Source organism: uncultured Actinomyces sp., from assembly GCF_963526355.1.
In the GTDB taxonomy this organism is placed as follows: Bacteria; Actinomycetota; Actinomycetes; order Actinomycetales; family Actinomycetaceae; genus Actinomyces.
Genome location: NZ_CAUROW010000022.1, coordinates 1 through 18,262 on the forward strand (window position 1 = coordinate 1; position 18,262 = coordinate 18,262).

13 protein-coding genes and 1 pseudogene are annotated in these 18,262 nt (G+C 69.4%); 9 read left to right on the forward strand and 5 right to left on the reverse strand.

Translation table 11 applies throughout. From position 1 onward, the window contains the following. Nucleotides 1-1,440, reverse strand: a pseudogene (locus tag RWR81_RS06695) (hypothetical protein); the annotation flags it as partial. Nucleotides 1,441-1,584: 144 nt separating this feature from the next. On the opposite strand from RWR81_RS06695, the gene RWR81_RS06700 reads away from it, so the two are divergent. Further along, complete coding sequence (locus tag RWR81_RS06700) at nucleotides 1,585-1,827, forward strand: hypothetical protein (RefSeq protein WP_314456138.1); 243 nt, start codon at nucleotides 1,585-1,587, stop codon at nucleotides 1,825-1,827. A gap of 196 nt (nucleotides 1,828-2,023) precedes the next feature. Beyond that, complete coding sequence (locus tag RWR81_RS06705) at nucleotides 2,024-3,718, forward strand: DNA repair helicase XPB (protein ID WP_314456140.1); 1,695 nt, start codon at nucleotides 2,024-2,026, stop codon at nucleotides 3,716-3,718. Nucleotides 3,719-3,806: 88 nt separating this feature from the next. Here RWR81_RS06705 and RWR81_RS06710 read toward each other — a convergent pair whose 3' ends face one another. Then, complete coding sequence (locus RWR81_RS06710) at nucleotides 3,807-4,715, reverse strand: type 1 glutamine amidotransferase (RefSeq protein WP_314456142.1); 909 nt, start codon at nucleotides 4,713-4,715, stop codon at nucleotides 3,807-3,809. A 613-nt stretch (nucleotides 4,716-5,328) separates the two neighbouring features. Between RWR81_RS06710 and RWR81_RS06715 the strand changes: the two genes are divergently transcribed. From RWR81_RS06715 to RWR81_RS06745, 7 genes are all read left to right on the forward strand, one after another. Next, entirely contained in the window at nucleotides 5,329-7,503 is a 2,175-nt protein-coding gene (locus tag RWR81_RS06715; protein WP_314456144.1) for a TPM domain-containing protein, read from the forward strand. A 221-nt stretch (nucleotides 7,504-7,724) separates the two neighbouring features. Then, entirely contained in the window at nucleotides 7,725-8,570 is an 846-nt protein-coding gene (locus tag RWR81_RS06720; protein ID WP_314456146.1) for a PspA/IM30 family protein, read from the forward strand. A gap of 224 nt (nucleotides 8,571-8,794) precedes the next feature. Continuing rightward, the gene (locus RWR81_RS06725; protein WP_314456148.1) at nucleotides 8,795-9,397 is read left to right on the forward strand and encodes an NYN domain-containing protein; all 603 of its coding nucleotides are present in this window, start codon (nucleotides 8,795-8,797) and stop codon (nucleotides 9,395-9,397) included. Nucleotides 9,398-9,627: 230 nt separating this feature from the next. Beyond that, nucleotides 9,628-10,377, forward strand: coding sequence for a response regulator transcription factor (locus tag RWR81_RS06730; RefSeq protein ID WP_314456153.1), 750 nt, complete (start codon nucleotides 9,628-9,630; stop codon nucleotides 10,375-10,377). Then, nucleotides 10,377-11,975, forward strand: a complete 1,599-nt coding sequence (locus RWR81_RS06735) for a HAMP domain-containing sensor histidine kinase (protein ID WP_314456154.1) — start codon at nucleotides 10,377-10,379, stop codon at nucleotides 11,973-11,975. Before RWR81_RS06730 ends, RWR81_RS06735 begins: the two co-directional genes overlap by 1 nt. 140 nt (nucleotides 11,976-12,115) lie before the next feature. Then, nucleotides 12,116-13,456 (forward strand): hypothetical protein, encoded by a 1,341-nt coding sequence (locus RWR81_RS06740; protein ID WP_314456156.1) that lies wholly within the window; start codon nucleotides 12,116-12,118, stop codon nucleotides 13,454-13,456. 177 nt (nucleotides 13,457-13,633) lie between these two features. Beyond that, nucleotides 13,634-13,963, forward strand: coding sequence for a WXG100 family type VII secretion target (locus tag RWR81_RS06745; RefSeq protein WP_314456158.1), 330 nt, complete (start codon nucleotides 13,634-13,636; stop codon nucleotides 13,961-13,963). Nucleotides 13,964-14,130: 167 nt separating this feature from the next. Here the strand turns inward: RWR81_RS06745 and groL are convergent, their stop codons facing one another. The 3 genes from groL to RWR81_RS06760 all read right to left on the reverse strand — a co-directional run bounded on the left by groL (nucleotide 14,131) and on the right by RWR81_RS06760 (nucleotide 18,174). Continuing rightward, the gene (groL, locus tag RWR81_RS06750; RefSeq protein WP_314456160.1) at nucleotides 14,131-15,753 is read right to left on the reverse strand and encodes a chaperonin GroEL; all 1,623 of its coding nucleotides are present in this window, start codon (nucleotides 15,751-15,753) and stop codon (nucleotides 14,131-14,133) included. A 270-nt stretch (nucleotides 15,754-16,023) separates the two neighbouring features. Next, a complete protein-coding gene (locus RWR81_RS06755) occupies nucleotides 16,024-17,529 on the reverse strand; it encodes a glycoside hydrolase family 15 (protein WP_314456162.1) in 1,506 nt (501 codons plus the stop codon). A 9-nt stretch (nucleotides 17,530-17,538) separates the two neighbouring features. Next, the gene (locus RWR81_RS06760; RefSeq protein WP_314456164.1) at nucleotides 17,539-18,174 is read right to left on the reverse strand and encodes a LytR C-terminal domain-containing protein; all 636 of its coding nucleotides are present in this window, start codon (nucleotides 18,172-18,174) and stop codon (nucleotides 17,539-17,541) included. Between the last annotated feature and the right edge of the window lie 88 nt (nucleotides 18,175-18,262).

The window sequence follows — 18,262 nt, forward strand, 5'->3', positions numbered from 1 at the left end:
GCCGCCGGTGATCCCGAGGGTCTCGGCCTCGGCCAGGACCGCGGAGATCGCCCCTCCGGGGATGATGCGCCGGGGGCTATGCCAGGTCAGGGCCGCCCGCACGAAGGCGGGGGTCGCGCTGGTCCCTCGCGGGAGGTCGCGCAGGAGGGCGAGCACCCGGACGCGCAGTCGCGCCGCCCACCCGGCCTCCAGGTCCGGGCCGAGGACGGCGTGCAGGGCCCCGTCGTCGTCACGGGTACCTGTCAACCAGGGGGTGCGGGCGCTACCCGACCAGGCCAGGGCGAGCGGCGCCCAGCGCTGGGGGAGACTGTCGGCGAGCCAGCCGGCAGCCAGGGCCGAGGGCACCCAGGTGGCGCCGTCGTCGTCGAGCCCCAGGAGCCCGGCACCCGCGGCGATCTCAATGATGCGGGCGGCCTCGTTGAGCTCCAGGTCGAGGGCATCGGCGGTGCGAGTCAAGGCGCGTACGCTCACTCCCCCGCTGCGGCGAATCGTCCCACCCTCGCGGCCCCACTCCTCCAGGAGCGCGGCCACGAGCCGGACGGTCTCCTCGGCGTGGAAGGAGGACTCGGAGGCAATGACATCGCCACCCACCGTCTCCAGGTCGCCGGCCTCCGGGGCAGTCAGGGGCTCACGCGTCAGGCGGCCACCGCGCAGGGCGAGGGCGACCTGACGCGGCAGGGTGAAGCGGGTGCGCCCGCGGGAGTCGCTGCTGCGCTCCAGCCAGCCGCGCTCGATGAGCGGCGCCGCCCCCGGAGCCCTGCCACCCGAACGCAGCGTGCCGGCGGGCGGCCCCCAGGTGAGGGCCTGGAGCATCTCCACGGAGGCCGCCGGGACGATCGGCTCACCGCCACCGCCGGTGACGTCCTCGCTCAGCTCCTCCAGGGTGGGCGGCAGCTGCTCGGTGCTCAGGGGTTCGGCGGCCCAGGGCCCCAGGCCGAAGGGATGCGGTCCGAAAGCCGCCTCCAGCGCGGCCACGGGTCTGTCCTCGACAATGAGCACCAGCCGGCGCAGTCGCGCCAGTGCCGCAGTGACCTGCTCGGCAGGCAGCGACAGGTGGGCGGCGACCAGCCCGGCCAGGTCAGCGCCCACCGGGGTGCCTGCGGGATCGCCGACAGGCCTGTCGTCGACCGGCTCTCCACCGGCCCCACCGGATCGTCCGTCCTCGATGACCTCAGCAGCGCCTGCCGCTTCGGTCTCCTCAGGCTCCGTGGGGCCGGCCAGCACCACCACCGCCTCGGCCACGGCCAGCGTCGGCGCATCCAGCCCGGCCAGGGCGTGCTCAACGCTGCCCAGAGCCCCCGCGCGGGTCGCCAATGCCAGGAAGGAGGAGGACGGCGGCGCGGCCAGGTCCGGGCGCGCCACCAGCAGGGCGGCGACCTCGCGGTCCGGCAGCGCCGTCAGGTGCACGGCGAGGTCCTGGGTGGAGGCGGAAGAGCTCATCCGCACCAAAATACGCCCCCGCCCAGCTCACGGACAGCACGGAACAGGAGCGAGGAGGCGAGCACGAGCGGGGCCAGTGCCGTTTACTCACTCACCGCCGCCTCGGAGGGCTTTGAGGCCTCACTCGACCGGAGGGACGTGCCGATGGCAAATCCCATACCCCATCCCACGGGCATCCACAGGTACCAGAGCTTCGGCATCATGACGGCCATCGTCACGGCCATGACGATGCCCATCGAGGCCCCGAGTACCACCGGCAAGAACCAGCGAGAGGACATCACTCCGGGCTGCTTGAGGGTCTTCGCTGTCTCGGCGCTCTCGCTGGAACCCGGTGTCTCCGGCCCGTCGACGGACATGCTGTTCTCGTTGTTCACGCCGTCACCCTAAACAGTCCGCCCGAGTGGATTCCTCCTCCTGCTGAAGGAGACCCGTCCCACCTCAGGGCGTGTTGTCTCATGCTTGCGTTGTCTCAGGCCGCCTAGAAGGCATGTGATGTCTCGGGACCGGGCCGCCCCTCCCGCTGGAAGAGGAACGTCTCCTCCGTCACGGCGCCCCGACACCCCGACTTGGGATACTCCCGCCCATGTCCGCCACGCCCAGCGATCCTGCGTCCCCGGCGTCGTCGGCCCCCGACGGCCCACTCATTGTCCAGTCCGACAAGTCCGTCCTCCTGGAGGTCGCCCACCCCCGGTCCGGCGAGGCCCGCCGCGCCATCGCCGCCTTCGCCGAGCTGGAACGCGCCCCCGAGCACATCCACACCTACCGGATCACGCCGCTGGCGCTGTGGAACGCGCGCGCCGCGGGACTGGACGCTGAGACGGTCGTCCACGTCCTCATCACCTACTCGCGCTTCCCGGTGCCGCACGCCCTACTCACCGAGATCGCCGAGACGATGAGCCGCTACGGCCGCCTCCAGCTCCTCACCGACCCCGCCCACGGCCTGGTCCTGCACGCCACTGACGTACCGGTCCTGGAGGAGGTCATGCGCTCCAAGCGCACCAAGGGTCTGCTGGGGACCCGGCTCGGGGAGGCCGATGTCGTCATCCACCCCTCGGAGCGGGGACACCTCAAGCAGGTGCTCATCAAGCTGGGCTGGCCGGCCGAGGACCTGGCCGGCTACGTCGACGGCGAGGCCCACCCCATCACGCTGACCGACTCCCCCGGCACCTTCCAGCTGCGTCCCTACCAGACCGAGGCGGTGGAGAGCTTCTGGGCGGGAGGCTCCGGCGTGGTCGTCCTGCCGTGCGGAGCTGGAAAGACCCTCGTGGGCGCCGCCTCCATGGCCAAGAGCTCGACGACGACGCTCATCCTGGTCACCAACGCGGTCTCGGCGCGCCAGTGGAAGGAGGAGCTCATGCGCTTCACCACCCTGACCGAGGACGAGATCGGCGAGTACTCCGGCTCGCGCAAGGAGGTCCGCCCCGTCACGATCGCCACCTACCAGGTCCTGACCACCCGCCGGAAGGGCGTCTACCCGCACCTGGACCTGCTGGACTCCCACGACTGGGGGCTCATCGTCTATGACGAGGTCCATCTTCTGCCCGCACCGATCTTCCGAATGACCGCGGACCTGCAGGCGCGCCGCCGGCTGGGCCTGACCGCGACTCTCGTGCGCGAGGACGGCCGCGAGGACGAGGTCTTCAGCCTCATCGGCCCCAAGCGCTACGACGCCCCCTGGAAGGACCTGGAGAACCAGGGCTGGATCGCCCCGGCGATCTGCACTGAGGTGCGCCTGACCCTCGACGCCGGCGAGCGCATGGCCTACGCGACCGCCGAGCCCGAGGAGCGCTACCGCCTGGCAGCCTGCTCACCGCGCAAGCTGCCGATCATCGATGCCCTCCTGGCCCGCCACGAGGGCGAGTCGGCCCTGGTCATCGGCCAGTACGTGGACCAACTCACCGAGATCGCCGAGCATCTGGACGCCCCGGTCATCACCGGCTCGACGACGGTGCGCGAGCGTCAGCGCCTCTACGACGCCTTCCGCTCCGGCGAGATCCGCACCCTCGTGGTCTCCAAGGTGGCGAACTTCTCCATCGACCTGCCGGGGGCGAGCGTGGCCGTCCAGGTCTCGGGCTCCTTCGGCTCACGCCAGGAGGAGGCTCAGAGGCTCGGCCGGATCGTGCGCCCCAAGGAGGACGGCCGCCAGGCCCACTTCTACACGGTCGTCGCCCGTGACACCGCCGACCAGGAGTACGCGGCGCACCGGCAGCGCTTCCTGGCCGAGCAGGGCTACGCCTACGCCATCATCGACGCCGAGAACCTCACCGAGGACAGCTGAGCCCGGCCCGGCGGCCAACCAGTCCCGCCAGGCCAACCAGACGAACCAGCCCCGCCAGGCAGGCCGGGCCAGTTAGGTCTGGGCCCGGTCAGCGCGACAGGCGGCGGGCGCGCACGTTGCGCACGAGGACCCGCGCCAGGGTGCGGCCGAAGGCCTGGATGACGGGATCGACCCTCTCGGCCTCCTCGCGGGCGGCGGCCCCGACGCTCGCGACTGCCTCAGGCAGGTCGGCGGCCGTCGCCCCGTGGGTTCCGGCGGCGCCGGACGCGGCGCTCTTTCCGGCAGCCACCTCCAGGGCGTCGCAAGCGGCCCTGAATGAGGCCGCGTCCATGATGCCGGCCTGCTCGTTCAGGGCGTCGCGGGTGCGCCAGTAGGCGACACGCGCCGGGTCCGACTCTGGGTGGTGCTGGAAGGCCAGGAGCTGGCCGGCCCGCCAGGTGTGGACCGGGGAGCGGTCGGAGGAGGCCAACAGGGTGGCGGCCTCAGGCAGCTGGGTGACGGCGTCGTAGTGGGAGACGATGGCGGGGATGCGGGTGCCGCCGGAGGTGGGGATCCCGGCGCGGTGGGCGGCACGGATGGTCTCGGCGGCCACCTGCCCGAAGACCGGGTCACTCTCGCCGGCCGGCGAGATGGTCAGATCGACGACGCCGACCTCGTCGTTGCCCAGCGCCGGCACGGCCGTGGTGCCGCCCAGGGCCTCGGCGGCCACTTGGGCGCCCAGGCAGATGGCGATGGTGGGGATGCCGTCATCGACGACGCCGCACAGCAGCTCACGCAGGTCCGCCAGCCAGGGGTGGTCGGCCTCGTCGTGGGCGCTCATGGATCCGCCTAGCACGACGAGGCCGTCACCGACCTCGTTGAGGGACGGGATGGCCTCGCCCTGCCACGGACGCACCATGCGCAGTGTGGCCCCCTCGGCGAAGAGCCACTCCCCCAGGCGCCCCACAGGCGCGAGCTCCTCAGGCTCGATGACGGTGATCGTGAGCGTGTCTGTCATGGGTGACATTCTGCCGGTGACTCGGTTGCTCACAACCGACGACAGGCGCACACGTGCCGCCTGAGGCGAAACGACTTGCTCACACCACAGCCCCACCAGCCACGGCACCCACCGGACCACCGACGCAGACACCGACGGCCGCACCAGCCTGAGCCCCACCCCCAGTTAACAGCCACCGCCCCCATGGCCCCGAGGCCGAAGAAATCCTCACCGCCCCCACATATCCCAACAGGGCACTCATTCTAAATACTGTGCAACTCAGGTAATTATTCTCCTTCATTGGGGATGTCACTATGTCACCACCGATATTGGCGCTCGCCTCATTCAGATTTGACACGGCGGCCATCACCTCGCCGTGATCCCGCCTCAATTGACCCGATACCTGACAACCTTCCGGCACTCACCGCAATTCGGAAGCGCCCGTCACCCCATGCCTGATCCCGAATTGACCACAAGACCGCCCACCCATTTCTTCTGAACGCCGGAGCGCAGCAGCCGACGGACGGAGCCCGCCGCAGGCCGTCCACCCCGTCCATGCAGCCTCTGCCGTGCACACACTGCCTGAAGGCGAAACGACTTGCCCCTACCCGCACCCTGCGGAATCATGGCGCAAATGAAGAGCCCGCAGTCCCCGTCCACCCGTCCCTTGCATCGATTGGCCGCCGGCGGCGCCGCAACGGCGGCCGCCCTGGGGCTGCTGGGAGCCTCCGCGTGTGCTACGGCGGCGCCGACGGCCGCAGCCGCCGGTCTCTCCGCCTCCTCGGGTTCAGTGCCGGCAACCCTCCAGGCGGCGTCGAGCACGACCCTGACCCGGCACGTCACCGACGATCTGGGAATCCTCGACGCCTCCAAGGCCCAGCAGGCCGTGGACACGATGTCCTCCAAGCACGGCGTGGGCCTGTGGGTGCTGACCGTCTCCGACTCCAGCCGCAAGGCCTCTGCCATCGCGGAGCAGGCCTTCAAGGACTCGAAGCTGGGACGCAACGACATGCTTCTGGTCATCAACGTCCCCTCGGACAGCTCGGTCTCGAAGAGCTACAAGCTGCAGGCACCTAACAACTCCTCGAAATTCTCCAGCTCCCAGTACAAGCAGATCGACTCCGCCGTCAAGAAGCAGCTGAACGCCGGCGACTACGACGGCGCCGTGGCAGCGATCCCGCAGAACATGTCCAGTTCCTCGGGCTCACGCAGCTCCGGCATCGGGAACTCGGTATCTTCGGCGCTTCCAGTGCTGCTGGGCGGGGGCGCGGTCGCGGCGGGTGGAGCCGCCGCCTGGACGGTGTACAAGCGCAGGAAGAACAAGGAGAACGACGGCATGCTGTTCGGCAGGCGTGGGGAACAGACCGCCGCGGGCGGTGCAGCGCAGGAGGCGCCATCGGGTCCCGCCTCGATGACGCTGGAGCAGTTGCGCACCCAGGCGGGCAGCGCGCTGGTTCAGGCCGACGACACGGTACGCGCCGCCGCCGAGGAGCTGTCCTACGCGCAGGCGCAGTTCGGTCTGTCGGCCACGGATGCCTTCACCGCCGCCCTGGACAGCGCCCGCAAGCACCTGTCACGATGCTTCGAGCTTCGCAAGATTCTCGATGACGACATCCCCGAGACCGAGCCGCAGCAGCGGCAGATGTACACCGAGATCCTCCAGCACTGCTCGGAGGCGGTCAGCGAGATTCACGCCCAGGAGGAGGCCTTCAACAAGCGGCGCGGCATCGAGGCGAACCTGCCGACGTCGATCGCTGAGACCACCCAGCGGGCAGATGAGACCGAGCAGGCCATCGTCATGGCCGAGACGGTCCTGGTCACCCTGAGCGCTGCTTACCCCGCCTCCTCCCTGACCAGCGTGGCCCAGGCCCCCGAGCAGGCCCGTCGCCTGCTGACCGCAGGACGCACCGCCCTGGACCAGGCCCGCGCCAGCGTCGAGACCTCCCAGGACGCGACGGCGGTGGAGCAGGTGCGCATCGCCCAGGGCTCGATCGCCCAGGCCGGCGGACTGGCCGCCCAGGTCATCGGCGCCCGCGAGCGCCTCCAGAGCGCAGCGAAGGACCTGGAGACGGCCATCGCCTCGATCTCCTCGGACCTGGTGGACGCCCAGCGCCTGGAGGGCTCGGTGCCGGCGGCGACCCTGGCCCCACTCGTGGCCGATGCCGAGGCCGCTGTCGCTGAGGGACGTCGGGCCAGCGGCGACTCGCCGACCGGCGACCCCCTGGCCGCGCTGGACCACCTGACTCGGGCCGAGGCCGCCATCGACGCCGCCCTGGCCCCAGCCCGCGAACGCGAGGAGAACGACTCGCGGGCCCGGGCCTCCCTGGGCTCGCGTCTGGCCCGCCTCAACTCCCAGGTCGAGTCCGTGACCTCCTACATCACCACCTATCGCGGCGCGGTGGGGCCCTCTGCGCGCACAGCGCTGAGCGAGGCCTCCCGCCACGCCACGGCCGCCACAACCATCCAGACCACGGACCCGGTGGCCGCACTGGCCGAGGTCGCAGCGGCCGAGCCCCTCGTGGCCCAGGCCCAGACCCTGGCCGAGGCCGACGTGCGCGGCTCATCGTCGAGCTCGTGGAGCCCGCGCTCGGACGGGGGCTCAGGAGGCGGGCTCGACCTGGGCTCGCTCGTGCTGGGAGGGCTCCTTCTGGGCGGAGGCGGCCATAACTACGGGGGCTGGGGATCCCACCATCACGACAACGACTGGGATGGCGGCTTCTTCGACGGCGTCAGTGGCTTCTTCGAGGGCGGTGGCGACTTCGGCGGCGGAGACGGCGGCTTCTTCGACGGCGGAGACGGCGACTTCTGAGCCGCGCTCGGAAATCGCCCGACCTCAGGCCCCTCACGACCTGCCGGTTTCTGAACGGCGTTTTTTGCCGTCTCCTCCCTGGTCATGCCCTGAGCGATGAATCCCCGGCCCGCGTGACTCCGACCGCCCGAACCTGAGATCATGGCGCCTGATCCGCCTGGCCCGCCCGGCGACCACCTTGCCCACACCGACGTCGCACCTCGACGGAAGGACGAACAACTATGGCTGAGAAGCAGTCGATCCTGGGGCGCATCGCCCAACTCACCCGCGCCAACGTCAACGCGCTCCTGGACCGCGCCGAGGACCCGGAGAAGATGCTCAACCAGCTCGTGCGGGACTACACGGCCTCCATCGCCGAGGCCCGCGATGCCGTCGCCCAGACGATCGGCAACCTGCGGCTGGCCGAGAAGGACCACGCCGCCGACGTCGCCGAGGCCCGGGATTGGGGCAACAAGGCACTGGCCGCCTCCCGCAAGGCCGACCAGCTGCGCGCCGGCGGCGACGCGGCCGGTGCGGACAAGTGGGACTCGATGGCCAAGATCGCACTGACCAAGCAGATCACGGCGGAGAACGAGGCCAAGGCCGCCGAGCCGATGATCGCCTCCCAGCGCCAGGTCGTCGAGCAGCTCAAGACCGGCCTGCAGCAGATGGAGGTCAAGCTCGGCGAGCTGCGCTCCAAGCGCGACCAGCTCATCGCCCGTCAGAAGACCGCCGAGGCCCAGGTCAAGGTGCAGGGAGCCATTCGCTCCATCAATGTCCTGGACCCCACCAGCGAGCTGTCCCGCTACGAGGATCAGGTGCGTCAGGTCGAGGCCCAGGCCGCCGGGCAGATGGAGCTGGCCGGATCCTCCCTGGAGGCCCAGTTCGCCGAGCTCGAGTCCTCCGGCGCGGACCTGGAGGCCGAGGCCCGTCTGGCCGCACTCAAGGCCGGGCAGAATCCGGCGCTGCCGGGCGCCCAGCAGCCCGCCGCCCAGATCACCGACGGTGACGACGCCGCCATCAACGCCGCCTTCGACGCCCTCAAGGCCCAGAGCCAGCCGGTCGGCGAGGAGAGGTCCTCTTACTGAGGCCACTGAGGCTCACCACGTCAGCGCCGGTTCCCGAGCCGGTCCGGCTGTCGGAGCAGCGCCGTCAAGACGCCTTCCGCCCGGTTCTCGTCGCCACGACGAGGGCCGGGCGCCTCAGTCAGCGGGTTCAGGGGTTACCGCGTTGACATCAGCGTTGATATCAGCAGAGCCTCTCCGGGCGGCGCCGTCAGCCACCGGGCGGCCGGACCGGTAGCATGAAGCCTATGAGCGTACCGACTTATCTTCTCGTCGATGGCGAGAACATTGACGCCACTCTCGGCATGAGTGTGCTGGGGCGACGTCCCGAACCTGAGGAGCGGCCCCGCTGGGACCGGGTCCTCGCATACTGCGACGAACTGTCTTCCGCCAACGCCGAGGAGGGCGAGGACAACGAGGCTCGTGCCCTGTTCTTCCTCAACGCCACCAGCGGCCACATGCCCATGAGCTTCATCCAGGCCCTACTGGCCATGGACTATCGCCCCGTCCCGCTAGCCGGGTCGGGGAACAACGAGGAGAAGGTCGTCGACATCGGTATCCAGCGCACTCTGGAGGCGCTGGCGCAGCGGGTCGAGTCCGGCCAGGAAGCGCATGTCCTGCTGGGCAGCCACGACGGCGACTACATCCCCTATATCGAGAGGCTCCTGCAGGCCGGCGCCACGGTGGGAATCCTGTGCTTCCGCGAGTTCCTCAACGCCCAGTTGGCCTCGCTGGAGGGCGAGGGCCTGACGGTCTATGACCTGGAGAGCGACGTCAAGGCCTTCACCATCCCACTGCCGCGCGTGTGCATCATCCCGCTGGAGGACTTCGACCCGCTCGTCTTCCTCTGAGCCCATCGGCGGGGCGTCGCTGCCGTCGTCGCCCCGCCTCATCTCACAACCCGAATCGCCGAAGAGTTTCGCCAATCGCTTCTGTTCAGCACCAACCACCCAAGCCTTCTGTTTTTGTGGGAATCACAAGGGTTTCGACCGCCAAAGTACGTCGTGCATCACACCAATCACTTGACCCATCAACAGCAAGCACTCGGAACTCGTCCAGGAAACAGCCAGAAACTGAAGGGATGGTGTGGCCCATGGAGCGTTCCCAGCAGTCCCGCACCGAAGCTCACCTCCTTGTCGTCGACGATGAACCCAACATCCGCGACCTGCTCGCCTCATCCCTGCGATTCGCAGGCTTCGAGGTCTCGATCGCCGGAGACGGCAACGGCGCCCTCAAAACGGTGGAGAAGATGTCTCCCGACCTGGTGGTCCTCGACGTTATGCTTCCCGACATGGACGGTTTCACCGTGGCCCGGCGCCTGCGCGAGCGCGACGTGACCACCCCCATTCTCTTCCTGACCGCCCGTGATGACATGGCGGACAAGGTCCAGGGCCTGACCGTCGGCGGCGACGACTACGTCACCAAGCCCTTCGGCCTGGAGGAGGTCATTGCCCGCATCCGCGCGATTCTGCGTCGTACTCACGCCATCGAGAACGAGGACGACGGCGTCGTGCGCGTGGCCGACCTGATCCTGGACGAGGATGCCCACGAGGTGCACCGCGCCGAGGTGGAAGTGGACCTGTCCCCCACCGAGTTCAAGCTTCTGCGCTACCTCATGCTCAACGCCGGGCGCGTCGTCTCCAAGGCCCAGATCCTCGACCACGTCTGGGAGTACGACTGGAACGGTGACGCCGCGATCGTGGAGTCCTACATCTCCTATCTGCGCCGAAAGGTGGACCAGATCCAGGGCGCTGACGGCAGGCCCGTCACCCCGCTCATCCAGACCCGTCGCGGAGTGGGCTATATGCTGCGCGAACCCAAGGCCGAGTGATGGCCGTGGCGCGTGGGGGCAGCACGCGCCCGGCCAAGTCGTCCGGCAAGCAGCACCGCCCGATCAAACGGGGCCGATGGCACCCGATCACCGCGCTCCAGCGGCCCTGGCAGGCGATGCCTCTGCGCACTCGCCTGACTCTCATGACAACGGGACTACTCGCCATCGGGCTGATCGTGGTCTCTCTCGTAGTGACCTCCCTGCTCTACAGTCACATGATGGGGCAGATCGACAGTCAGTTGCGCACCACCTCCGTGGCCATCGGGAGTCAGGGTCTGGCCCAGATCCGCGAGGGCGGCACCACCAGCACTACCTTCCCCTCGAACTACTACGTCAAGGCCGATTACCTTGACGCCAGTCGCAACGGGGAGTGGATCTCGGCCGATACCGCCGCCAAGTACGGCCAGCCGCAGATCAAGGGACTGGATTACCGGCGCGCCCTGACTCACGCCGACAAGGGCGACTACCCGATCACCACGGTCAACTCCGACCAGCCCGGTCACCAGTGGCGGATGATCACCCTGCTCATCCAGGACCAGGACACAGGCGAGTACACCGGCGCCGTCGCCCTGGCGCTTCCACTGAGCGACGTCATGGAGACCGTGGAACGGACTCGCCTGGTCGTGGCCCTGGCCGACGTCTCGATCATCTCGGTCGGGGCCATCTTCGCCACCTACCTGGTCCACCGCTCCTTCCGTTCCCTGCGCCAGATCGAGGGTGTGGCCGGACGGATCGCGCAGGGCGATCTGTCGGCCCGCATCCTGGTAACTGAGCCGCGCACCACGGAGGTCGGATCGCTGCAGCGGGCGATCAATACCATGCTGGCCCAGAACGAGAACGCCTTCGCCGTCCAGGTCGTGGCCCAGGAGCGGATGACCCGCTTCGTCTCCGACGCCTCCCATGAGCTGCGCACCCCCCTGGCCGCGATCCGCGGCTACGGCGAGCTCTACCGGATGGGCGGGGTGCCCGCCAACAAGACCGGCGAGGTCATGGGGCGCATCGAGACCGAGTCCAACCGCATGGGGCGCCTCGTCGACGACCTCCTCCAGCTGGCCCGGATCGACGAGGGGCGAGAGATGTCCATGGAGCCGGTCAACCTCACCGACCTGGCGGCCGGGGCCCTGAGCGACATGATGGTTCTGGCCCCCGAGCGCGACTGCGGCCTCATCCCCTTGGATCCCCGTGACGAGGCCGCCGGCAAGGAGGCGCCCTCGATCCAAGTCATCGGCGACCGCGACCGCCTCTCCCAGATCCTCACCAATCTGCTGGGCAACGTCGTACGCCACACGCCCGCCGGCACGCCAGTGGAGATCGCCATCGGCATGGCACCTCCGCGTGCGACCCCGAAGGCGCAGCCGGTCGTCGTCGTCGAGGTCCGCGACCACGGCCACGGCGTACCGCCCGAGGCCGCCGAGAAGGTCTTCCAGCGGTTTTACCGCTCAGACACCTCCCGTAACCGGGAGACCGGCGGGTCAGGCCTGGGCCTGGCGATCGTGCTGGGAATCGTGGCCGCCCACCAAGGCACGGTGCAGATGCTCCAGACCCCCGGCGGTGGCGCTACCGTCCACATCGAGCTGCCGCCCGCGCCGGCCTGGTAAGGCGAGCACCTGTGCCATGCCGTCCGGATCCCCTCCGGGACTCTGTAAGAGTGGTACGCGAGACACTGTGTCACGTCGACGTTACAGCGGGGACGGTCCTACGATGGCACGCGTTCCATTTCCAACACGGAGACTGACCCATGGGTGTCATCGACGCACCGCAGTGGCTTCTTCCAGCCTTCACCCGTTCGGTGAAGGCGCTCGGCGCCACGCAGCCCCCAGAGGCGATCCGCTCCGCCGGCGAGCTCCTCATTGAGCGCTGGTCCACGCCGGACCGCTGTTTTCACAACCTTCGCCACCTCATCGACATGCTCGCGCGCGTCGACGAGCTGGCCGAGGAATCCCACAACCCGGACATCATGCGGGTCGCCTGCTGGTACCACGGGTGCGTCTTCTCAGCCGACGCCGAGGAGGCCAACCGCGGCAACGGCGGCGAGGACGAGACCGCCTCAGCGGCCTTCGCCGAGACCGACCTGCGCCACCTGGGTGTTCCCGCACAGACGGTCGAGCGGGTGTGCTGCCTCATCGTCAACCTCAAGCGGCATATGCTCGACGAGCACGACATCGACGCCCAGGCACTCATCGACGCCGATCTGGGGACCTTGGCCGTGGACCCACAGACCTACACCGAGTACGTGCGTCTGTTGCGCGAGGAGTACTCCCACATCCCTCTGGAGGCCTACCTGCACGGGCGTCTGACGATCGTCTCCCGACTCCTGGACCGCGAGCACCTCTTCCACTCCCCCCTCGGCCGGCGCTGGGAGCGCGCCGCCCGGGAGAACCTGTCAGCCGAGCAGCGGCGGCTGAGCGAGAAACTCGCCAAGCTCGCCGCCGAGCAGCAGGGGGTCACGTCCCGGGCGACGGCGCGCCCGGCTCCGGCAGCCGCCGCGCCCGAGGCCGCCTCACCCGAGTCGGCACCGGACGGACTCGGGGACATCGCTTCGATCGAACCTCGCACTCCCCCTCTGGGCCTGCACACGCTCACCTCGATGGCACAGTCGGCCGGCCTTCCGACCCAGGACGGAAACACTCTGCGTATCGACACCAACATGAGAGCCCTGATCGCCTCATCGCCCGCGGCGACGGGTGAACGCCCCCGAACGGGAGCCCCCGTGGAGGAGACATCACCGTCGAGCGCGTCCTCACCGCGCACCCCCTCCCGGGGAGTCCCGGCCATCGCGTCCGCCTCCACACGACAGAGCGGTGAGCGCGGCGACGGGGAGGACGGAGACGGTGAGGAGGCGATGGCGCACACGGCCTCGATGGAGTCCTGCGCCGCCGACCTGGATCTGCTTCTGTCCTCGCGCAACCGCTCCGATGACGCCGATGACCGTCGCGCCCGGGTTCAGGCCGAGCGGGACAAGCTCGCCGAGAAGTTGCGGGCCAAGACTCGGGAGGCCAAAGAGCTTCGCGAAGCTCGCACCGGCGAGATCACCCCTATCACCGAGGAGATCATCGAGGACGGCGCCGGGGACCTCTGAGGCGCTTCACCCTCCCGCCGCCAGGCGGGCCCGGGTTCTCCGGGGCCACAGGACTCCGTCTGCACCCGGAGTTCACAGGGCTGTTCCTCCGTCCGGCGCGTCCCGGGGTCGGGCCCTAACGTGAGAGACACGCAGTGAACATCGCCTTCGGGCCGCCTCTCGCGAAAGGATCCACCCATGCCCACCTACTCAGTCGACACCGCGGCGGTGGCCGACACCGCCGCCCGGACACGAACCCGCATCGCCACGATCCAGACCGAGGTCGATGCCATGCAGGGCGATATCGGCCTGCTGCAATCCTGCTGGACCGGGACGGCGTCGGACTCCATGGCCACCTGCGCGGCCGACTGGCACCTCACCCAGCTCCAGGTGCAGTCCAATCTCGACCAGATCAGCCTGGCTCTGGACAACGCCGCTGTCTGCTACGACGACGCCGAGACCACGAACCAGGGGCGGTTCACCACCTCGGCACCCGCACCGGCCGCGGGCCCCGTGGGCGGATGGTAACCCCCTCCCACGGCTGACAGCGGCCCATTACTACCGCACGCCCGATGCGCGCAGGGAGGCGGGCCGCCCCTCACATGCGTGGGGGACGGCCCGCCTCCGGTCCTCGGCCCGACTGTCGTCGTGGCCGGACTACCGGTAAATGAACGGTTCGAGACGAATCACGTCGATCAGTACATGCCGCCCATGTCACCGGCGCCGCCCTCGGCCGGAGCGGCCGGAGGCTCGGGCTTGTCGGCCACAACGGCCTCGGTGGTCAGGAACAGACCAGCGATGGAACCGGCGTTCTGCAGAGCGGACCGAGTCACCTTGACCGGGTCGGCGATGCCGGCGGCCAGCAGGTTGACGTACTCCCCGGTAGCGGCGTTGAGGCCCTCACCGGTGGGCAGGTTGCGCACACGGTCCACGATGACGCCGCCCTCGAAACCGGCGTTGATCGCGATCTGCTTGAGCGGAGCCTCCACGGCGACCTTGACGATCGCGGCGCCAGTGGCCTCGTCGCCCTTAAGGTCGAGGGAGCCGAGGACCTCGGCGGCCTGGAGCAGGGCCACGCCGCCACCTGCGACGATGCCCTCCTCAACGGCGGCCTTGGCATTGCGCACGGCGTCCTCGATACGGTGCTTGCGCTCCTTGAGCTCCACCTCGGTGGCGGCACCGGACTTGAGGACGGCCACACCGCCGGCCAGCTTGGCCAGGCGCTCGGAGAGCTTCTCGCGGTCGTAGTCGGAGTCGGAGTTCTCGATCTCCAGACGGATCTGGGAGGTGCGAGCATCGATGGCGTCCTTGTCGCCGGCGCCCTCAACCAGGGTGGTCTCGTCCTTGGTGACGACGACCTTGCGAACCTGGCCCAGGTCCTCCAGGGTGGCGTTCTCGAGCTTGAGGCCGACGGTCTCGGAGATGACCGTGCCGCCGGTGAGGATCGCCATGTCCTGGAGCATCGCCTTGCGGCGGTCACCGAAGCCGGGGGCCTTGACGGCCACGGACTTGAAGGTGCCGCGGATGCGGTTGACGACGAGGGTGGCCAGGGCCTCGGCCTCGACGTCCTCGGCGATGATGGCCAGCGGCTTGCCGCTCTGCATGACCTTCTCCAGCAGCGGGAGCAGGTCCTTGACGTTGGAGATCTTGGACTCGACCAGCAGGACGTAGGCGTCCTCCAGGACGGCCTCCTGGCGGTCGGGGTCGGTGACGAAGTAGGGGGAGATGAAGCCCTTGTCGAAGCGCATGCCCTCGGTGACCTCGAGCTCGAGGCCGAAGGTGTTGGACTCCTCGACGGTGACGACTCCCTCGTGGCCGACCTTCTCCAGGGCCTCGGCGATGAAGGCGCCGATCTGCTCGTCGGCGGCGGAGATGGAGGCGGTGGCCGCGATCTCCTCCTGGGTCTCAACCTCCTTGGCGTCGGCGAGCAGACGCTCGACGACGGCCGCGACGGCCTTCTCGATACCGCGGCGAACGGCGATCGGGTTGGCGCCGGCGGCAACGTTGCGCAGACCCTCACGCACCAGGGCCTGAGCCAGGACGGTGGCGGTGGTGGTGCCGTCGCCCGCGACGTCGTCGGTCTTCTTGGCGACCTCCTTGACGAGCTCGGCGCCGATCTTCTCGTAGGGCTCCTCGAGCTCGATCTCCTTGGCGATGGTCACGCCGTCGTTGGTGATCGTGGGGGCGCCCCACTTCTTGTCGAGCACGACGTTGCGGCCCTTGGGGCCCAGGGTGACCTTGACGGTGTCGGCGAGGGTGTTGAGGCCGCGCTCCATGCCGCGGCGGGCCTCCTCGTCGAAGGCGATGATCTTGGACATTGAGTTTCCTCCACTGCGTGGTAGGGGCGGCCGGTTCGCGCCCGCGACGGACGGATCGAACCCCGGGCGTTCACGTCACACCCGACGCCGGTCCTCACGTTCCAGCCTGTACGGACTTAGCTGCATTCGTAGATGCGTTGTCACTCGAAGGCTCCGAGTGCTAACCGCAATGCTGGCACTCTCGGCCCTTGAGTGCAAGACACTCAGATCCGATCCACGCCGAATCCTCCGACGGCGAAGCAGGGAATCGCGGCAGCGCACCTCCGGGACTCAAGACGGATCCGAACCCATCCCCGCCGTTGCCAACAGGATGAGCGCGCAGGTCCAGGCCAGGGGCGCGGGACCCGCCGGGGCGCCGTCGGCCAGGACCTTCTCCGGCAGAGCCCCCACGGAGGTGCGGTGCGCCTCAAGCCAGGACAGCAGCCGGAGCCCTTCCTGCTCCATTCCCAGGGACAGGGCCGACCATGCCATGAGGGCGGTCTCCGGCGTCCAGGAGACACCGTCATCTCGCCAGCCCGACCCCGGTGCGAGGCCGCCGGCGGGACGCCGCATGCGCGCCGCAGCCACCTCCCGCACAGCTCGCGCCCCCCGCAGAGGTTCGGTGAACGGTGGGAGGACCAGGGCGATCGCGGCATCGACATCGTCACTCCGCACGTGTCGCCCCCAGGCTGGGGCAAAGTTCTGCTCCATGGCACGGCGCACCACTGCCGCCCGGTCGGCCAGGTCCTGAGGCGGGGTACCGAGATCAGCCCCCACCTCGACCAGCGCCGTCGCGGCCTCAAGCCCCAGGAGCACCGGCGCAGCGGTCCCCAGGGTGAGCACCGTCTCGGAGACCTCCCAGTAGTCGGGACTGGAGGCGGGCAGGTACGAAGGCGTGTCCGTGATCGCCAGGAGCCGGGTGGCGGCGCGAGCCAGGCTCTGGCCCACCAGACCGTCCAGCATGGCTGCGGGCACGCCGTCGGCCAGGAGCCTGGCCGCTGCCCACAGGAACCATCCGCAGCCGTCGGACTGGGGAGGACGGCCGTCGGGCACCCGGCCGTCGCTGGCGTATCGGGCCTCGAAACCGCCGTCAGCCCGTTGCCAGGAGGCCAAGTTGCCCAGGACGCCCACCGCCTCCTCCGGCAGGTTCACCGCGCTGAGGGCGGCCGCGGCGAAGGCGGCATCCCGCGGCCAGACGTAGCGCCAGTTGCCAACCGGCGCAGCCACCACCGCGCCCGGCGGGAAGACCTCCACCTCCTGCGGCACCCCCTCGCGTTCGGACGCGGTCTCGGGCTCGGCTTCAAGCCCGGTTTCAGGCTCAGGGCTGCTCGTCGCCCCCGTCCTGCCCGCGGGGCCGGCACCGACCGTGGGGCTCCAAGTCGACGCCGTCGGCCGCGGACCGGGTGGCCCCACCGTGAGAGCCGGTCCGGTCAGTGCCAGAAGATCGGCCAGGGCCCCGTCGGCCAAGTCCTTCCACCTGCCGGCGGGCAGACGGGCCGCCTCGCGGCGCGCGAGCGCCCTGCCGACCAGGACGTCGCGGTCCGGCACCAGCAAGCCCCACGGCTCGGGACGCTCGGGCAGGCGGGTTCCTGGAACGTAAGTCGTTGCGGTACCTGGGGCGAGGGAGTGGAGGGCACCGCCCCCGGCCACGACCAGGCCGTTCCCCAGAAGCGTCGGTTCACGGCGCGCGAGTCCCGCGATACCCGTGCCGGCCCAGACTGCCGCAGCGGCGGTGAGCGGTGCTGCCGCGGCGAGAGTCAGGATCCGACGGCGGCCGGGGCGCGCCGTCGGCCTCATATCCCCGAACTACGACTTGTAGTCATCGCGCAGGATGACGACGATCGGGTTGGACTGTGCGTTCTCAGCGCTCTCCGCCACGTTGCTGATCCCCAGCTTCTTGCCGACCTCCTCAGCGGCAGGGCGGTTCTCCGGAGAGGCGAAGTAGACCGTCGACTTGTCCGGCTCCTCGCTCTCGTAGATTCCGGGAGTGACGCTCACCGCGGCGAAGCCCGCATTGGTGAGCTTGTCACTGGCGCCCTTGGCCAAGCCACTGGTTGCCGTCCCGTTGGCCACGGTGACCCCGGTGGTGAAGTCCACGTTGCCCGAAGCACCGGCGGAGGCACTGGCACTGGGGGCGGCCGAGGACTCAGCGGCCTGGGACGCCTCGGCCGACTTGGTACCCGGCGCCTGGTCCCCACCCGCCTGCTTGCTCTGGGCGGGCTGGGATGTGGAGGACGCACCTGACGAGCCACCACCCGAGTTGTTGAGGAACAGTGTGACGGCTCCCCAGGCGAGCGCCGGAACCACGATGATGACGGCCAGCAGCGGCGCCCAACTGCGCCACCGAGGCACCTGGGCGCGGTGCACGCCCACGGGAACCGGGCCGTCATCCTCGCCGACGTCGAATTCGTCCTCGGGGTAGTCGTAGTTGCTCACCCTCACAAGATACCGGTCCGAGCACCGTTCGTCGGGTATTGATCGCCACGTCCGGCTCACGGAACCATGACATCGGGTCCGGCAAGATCCTGCG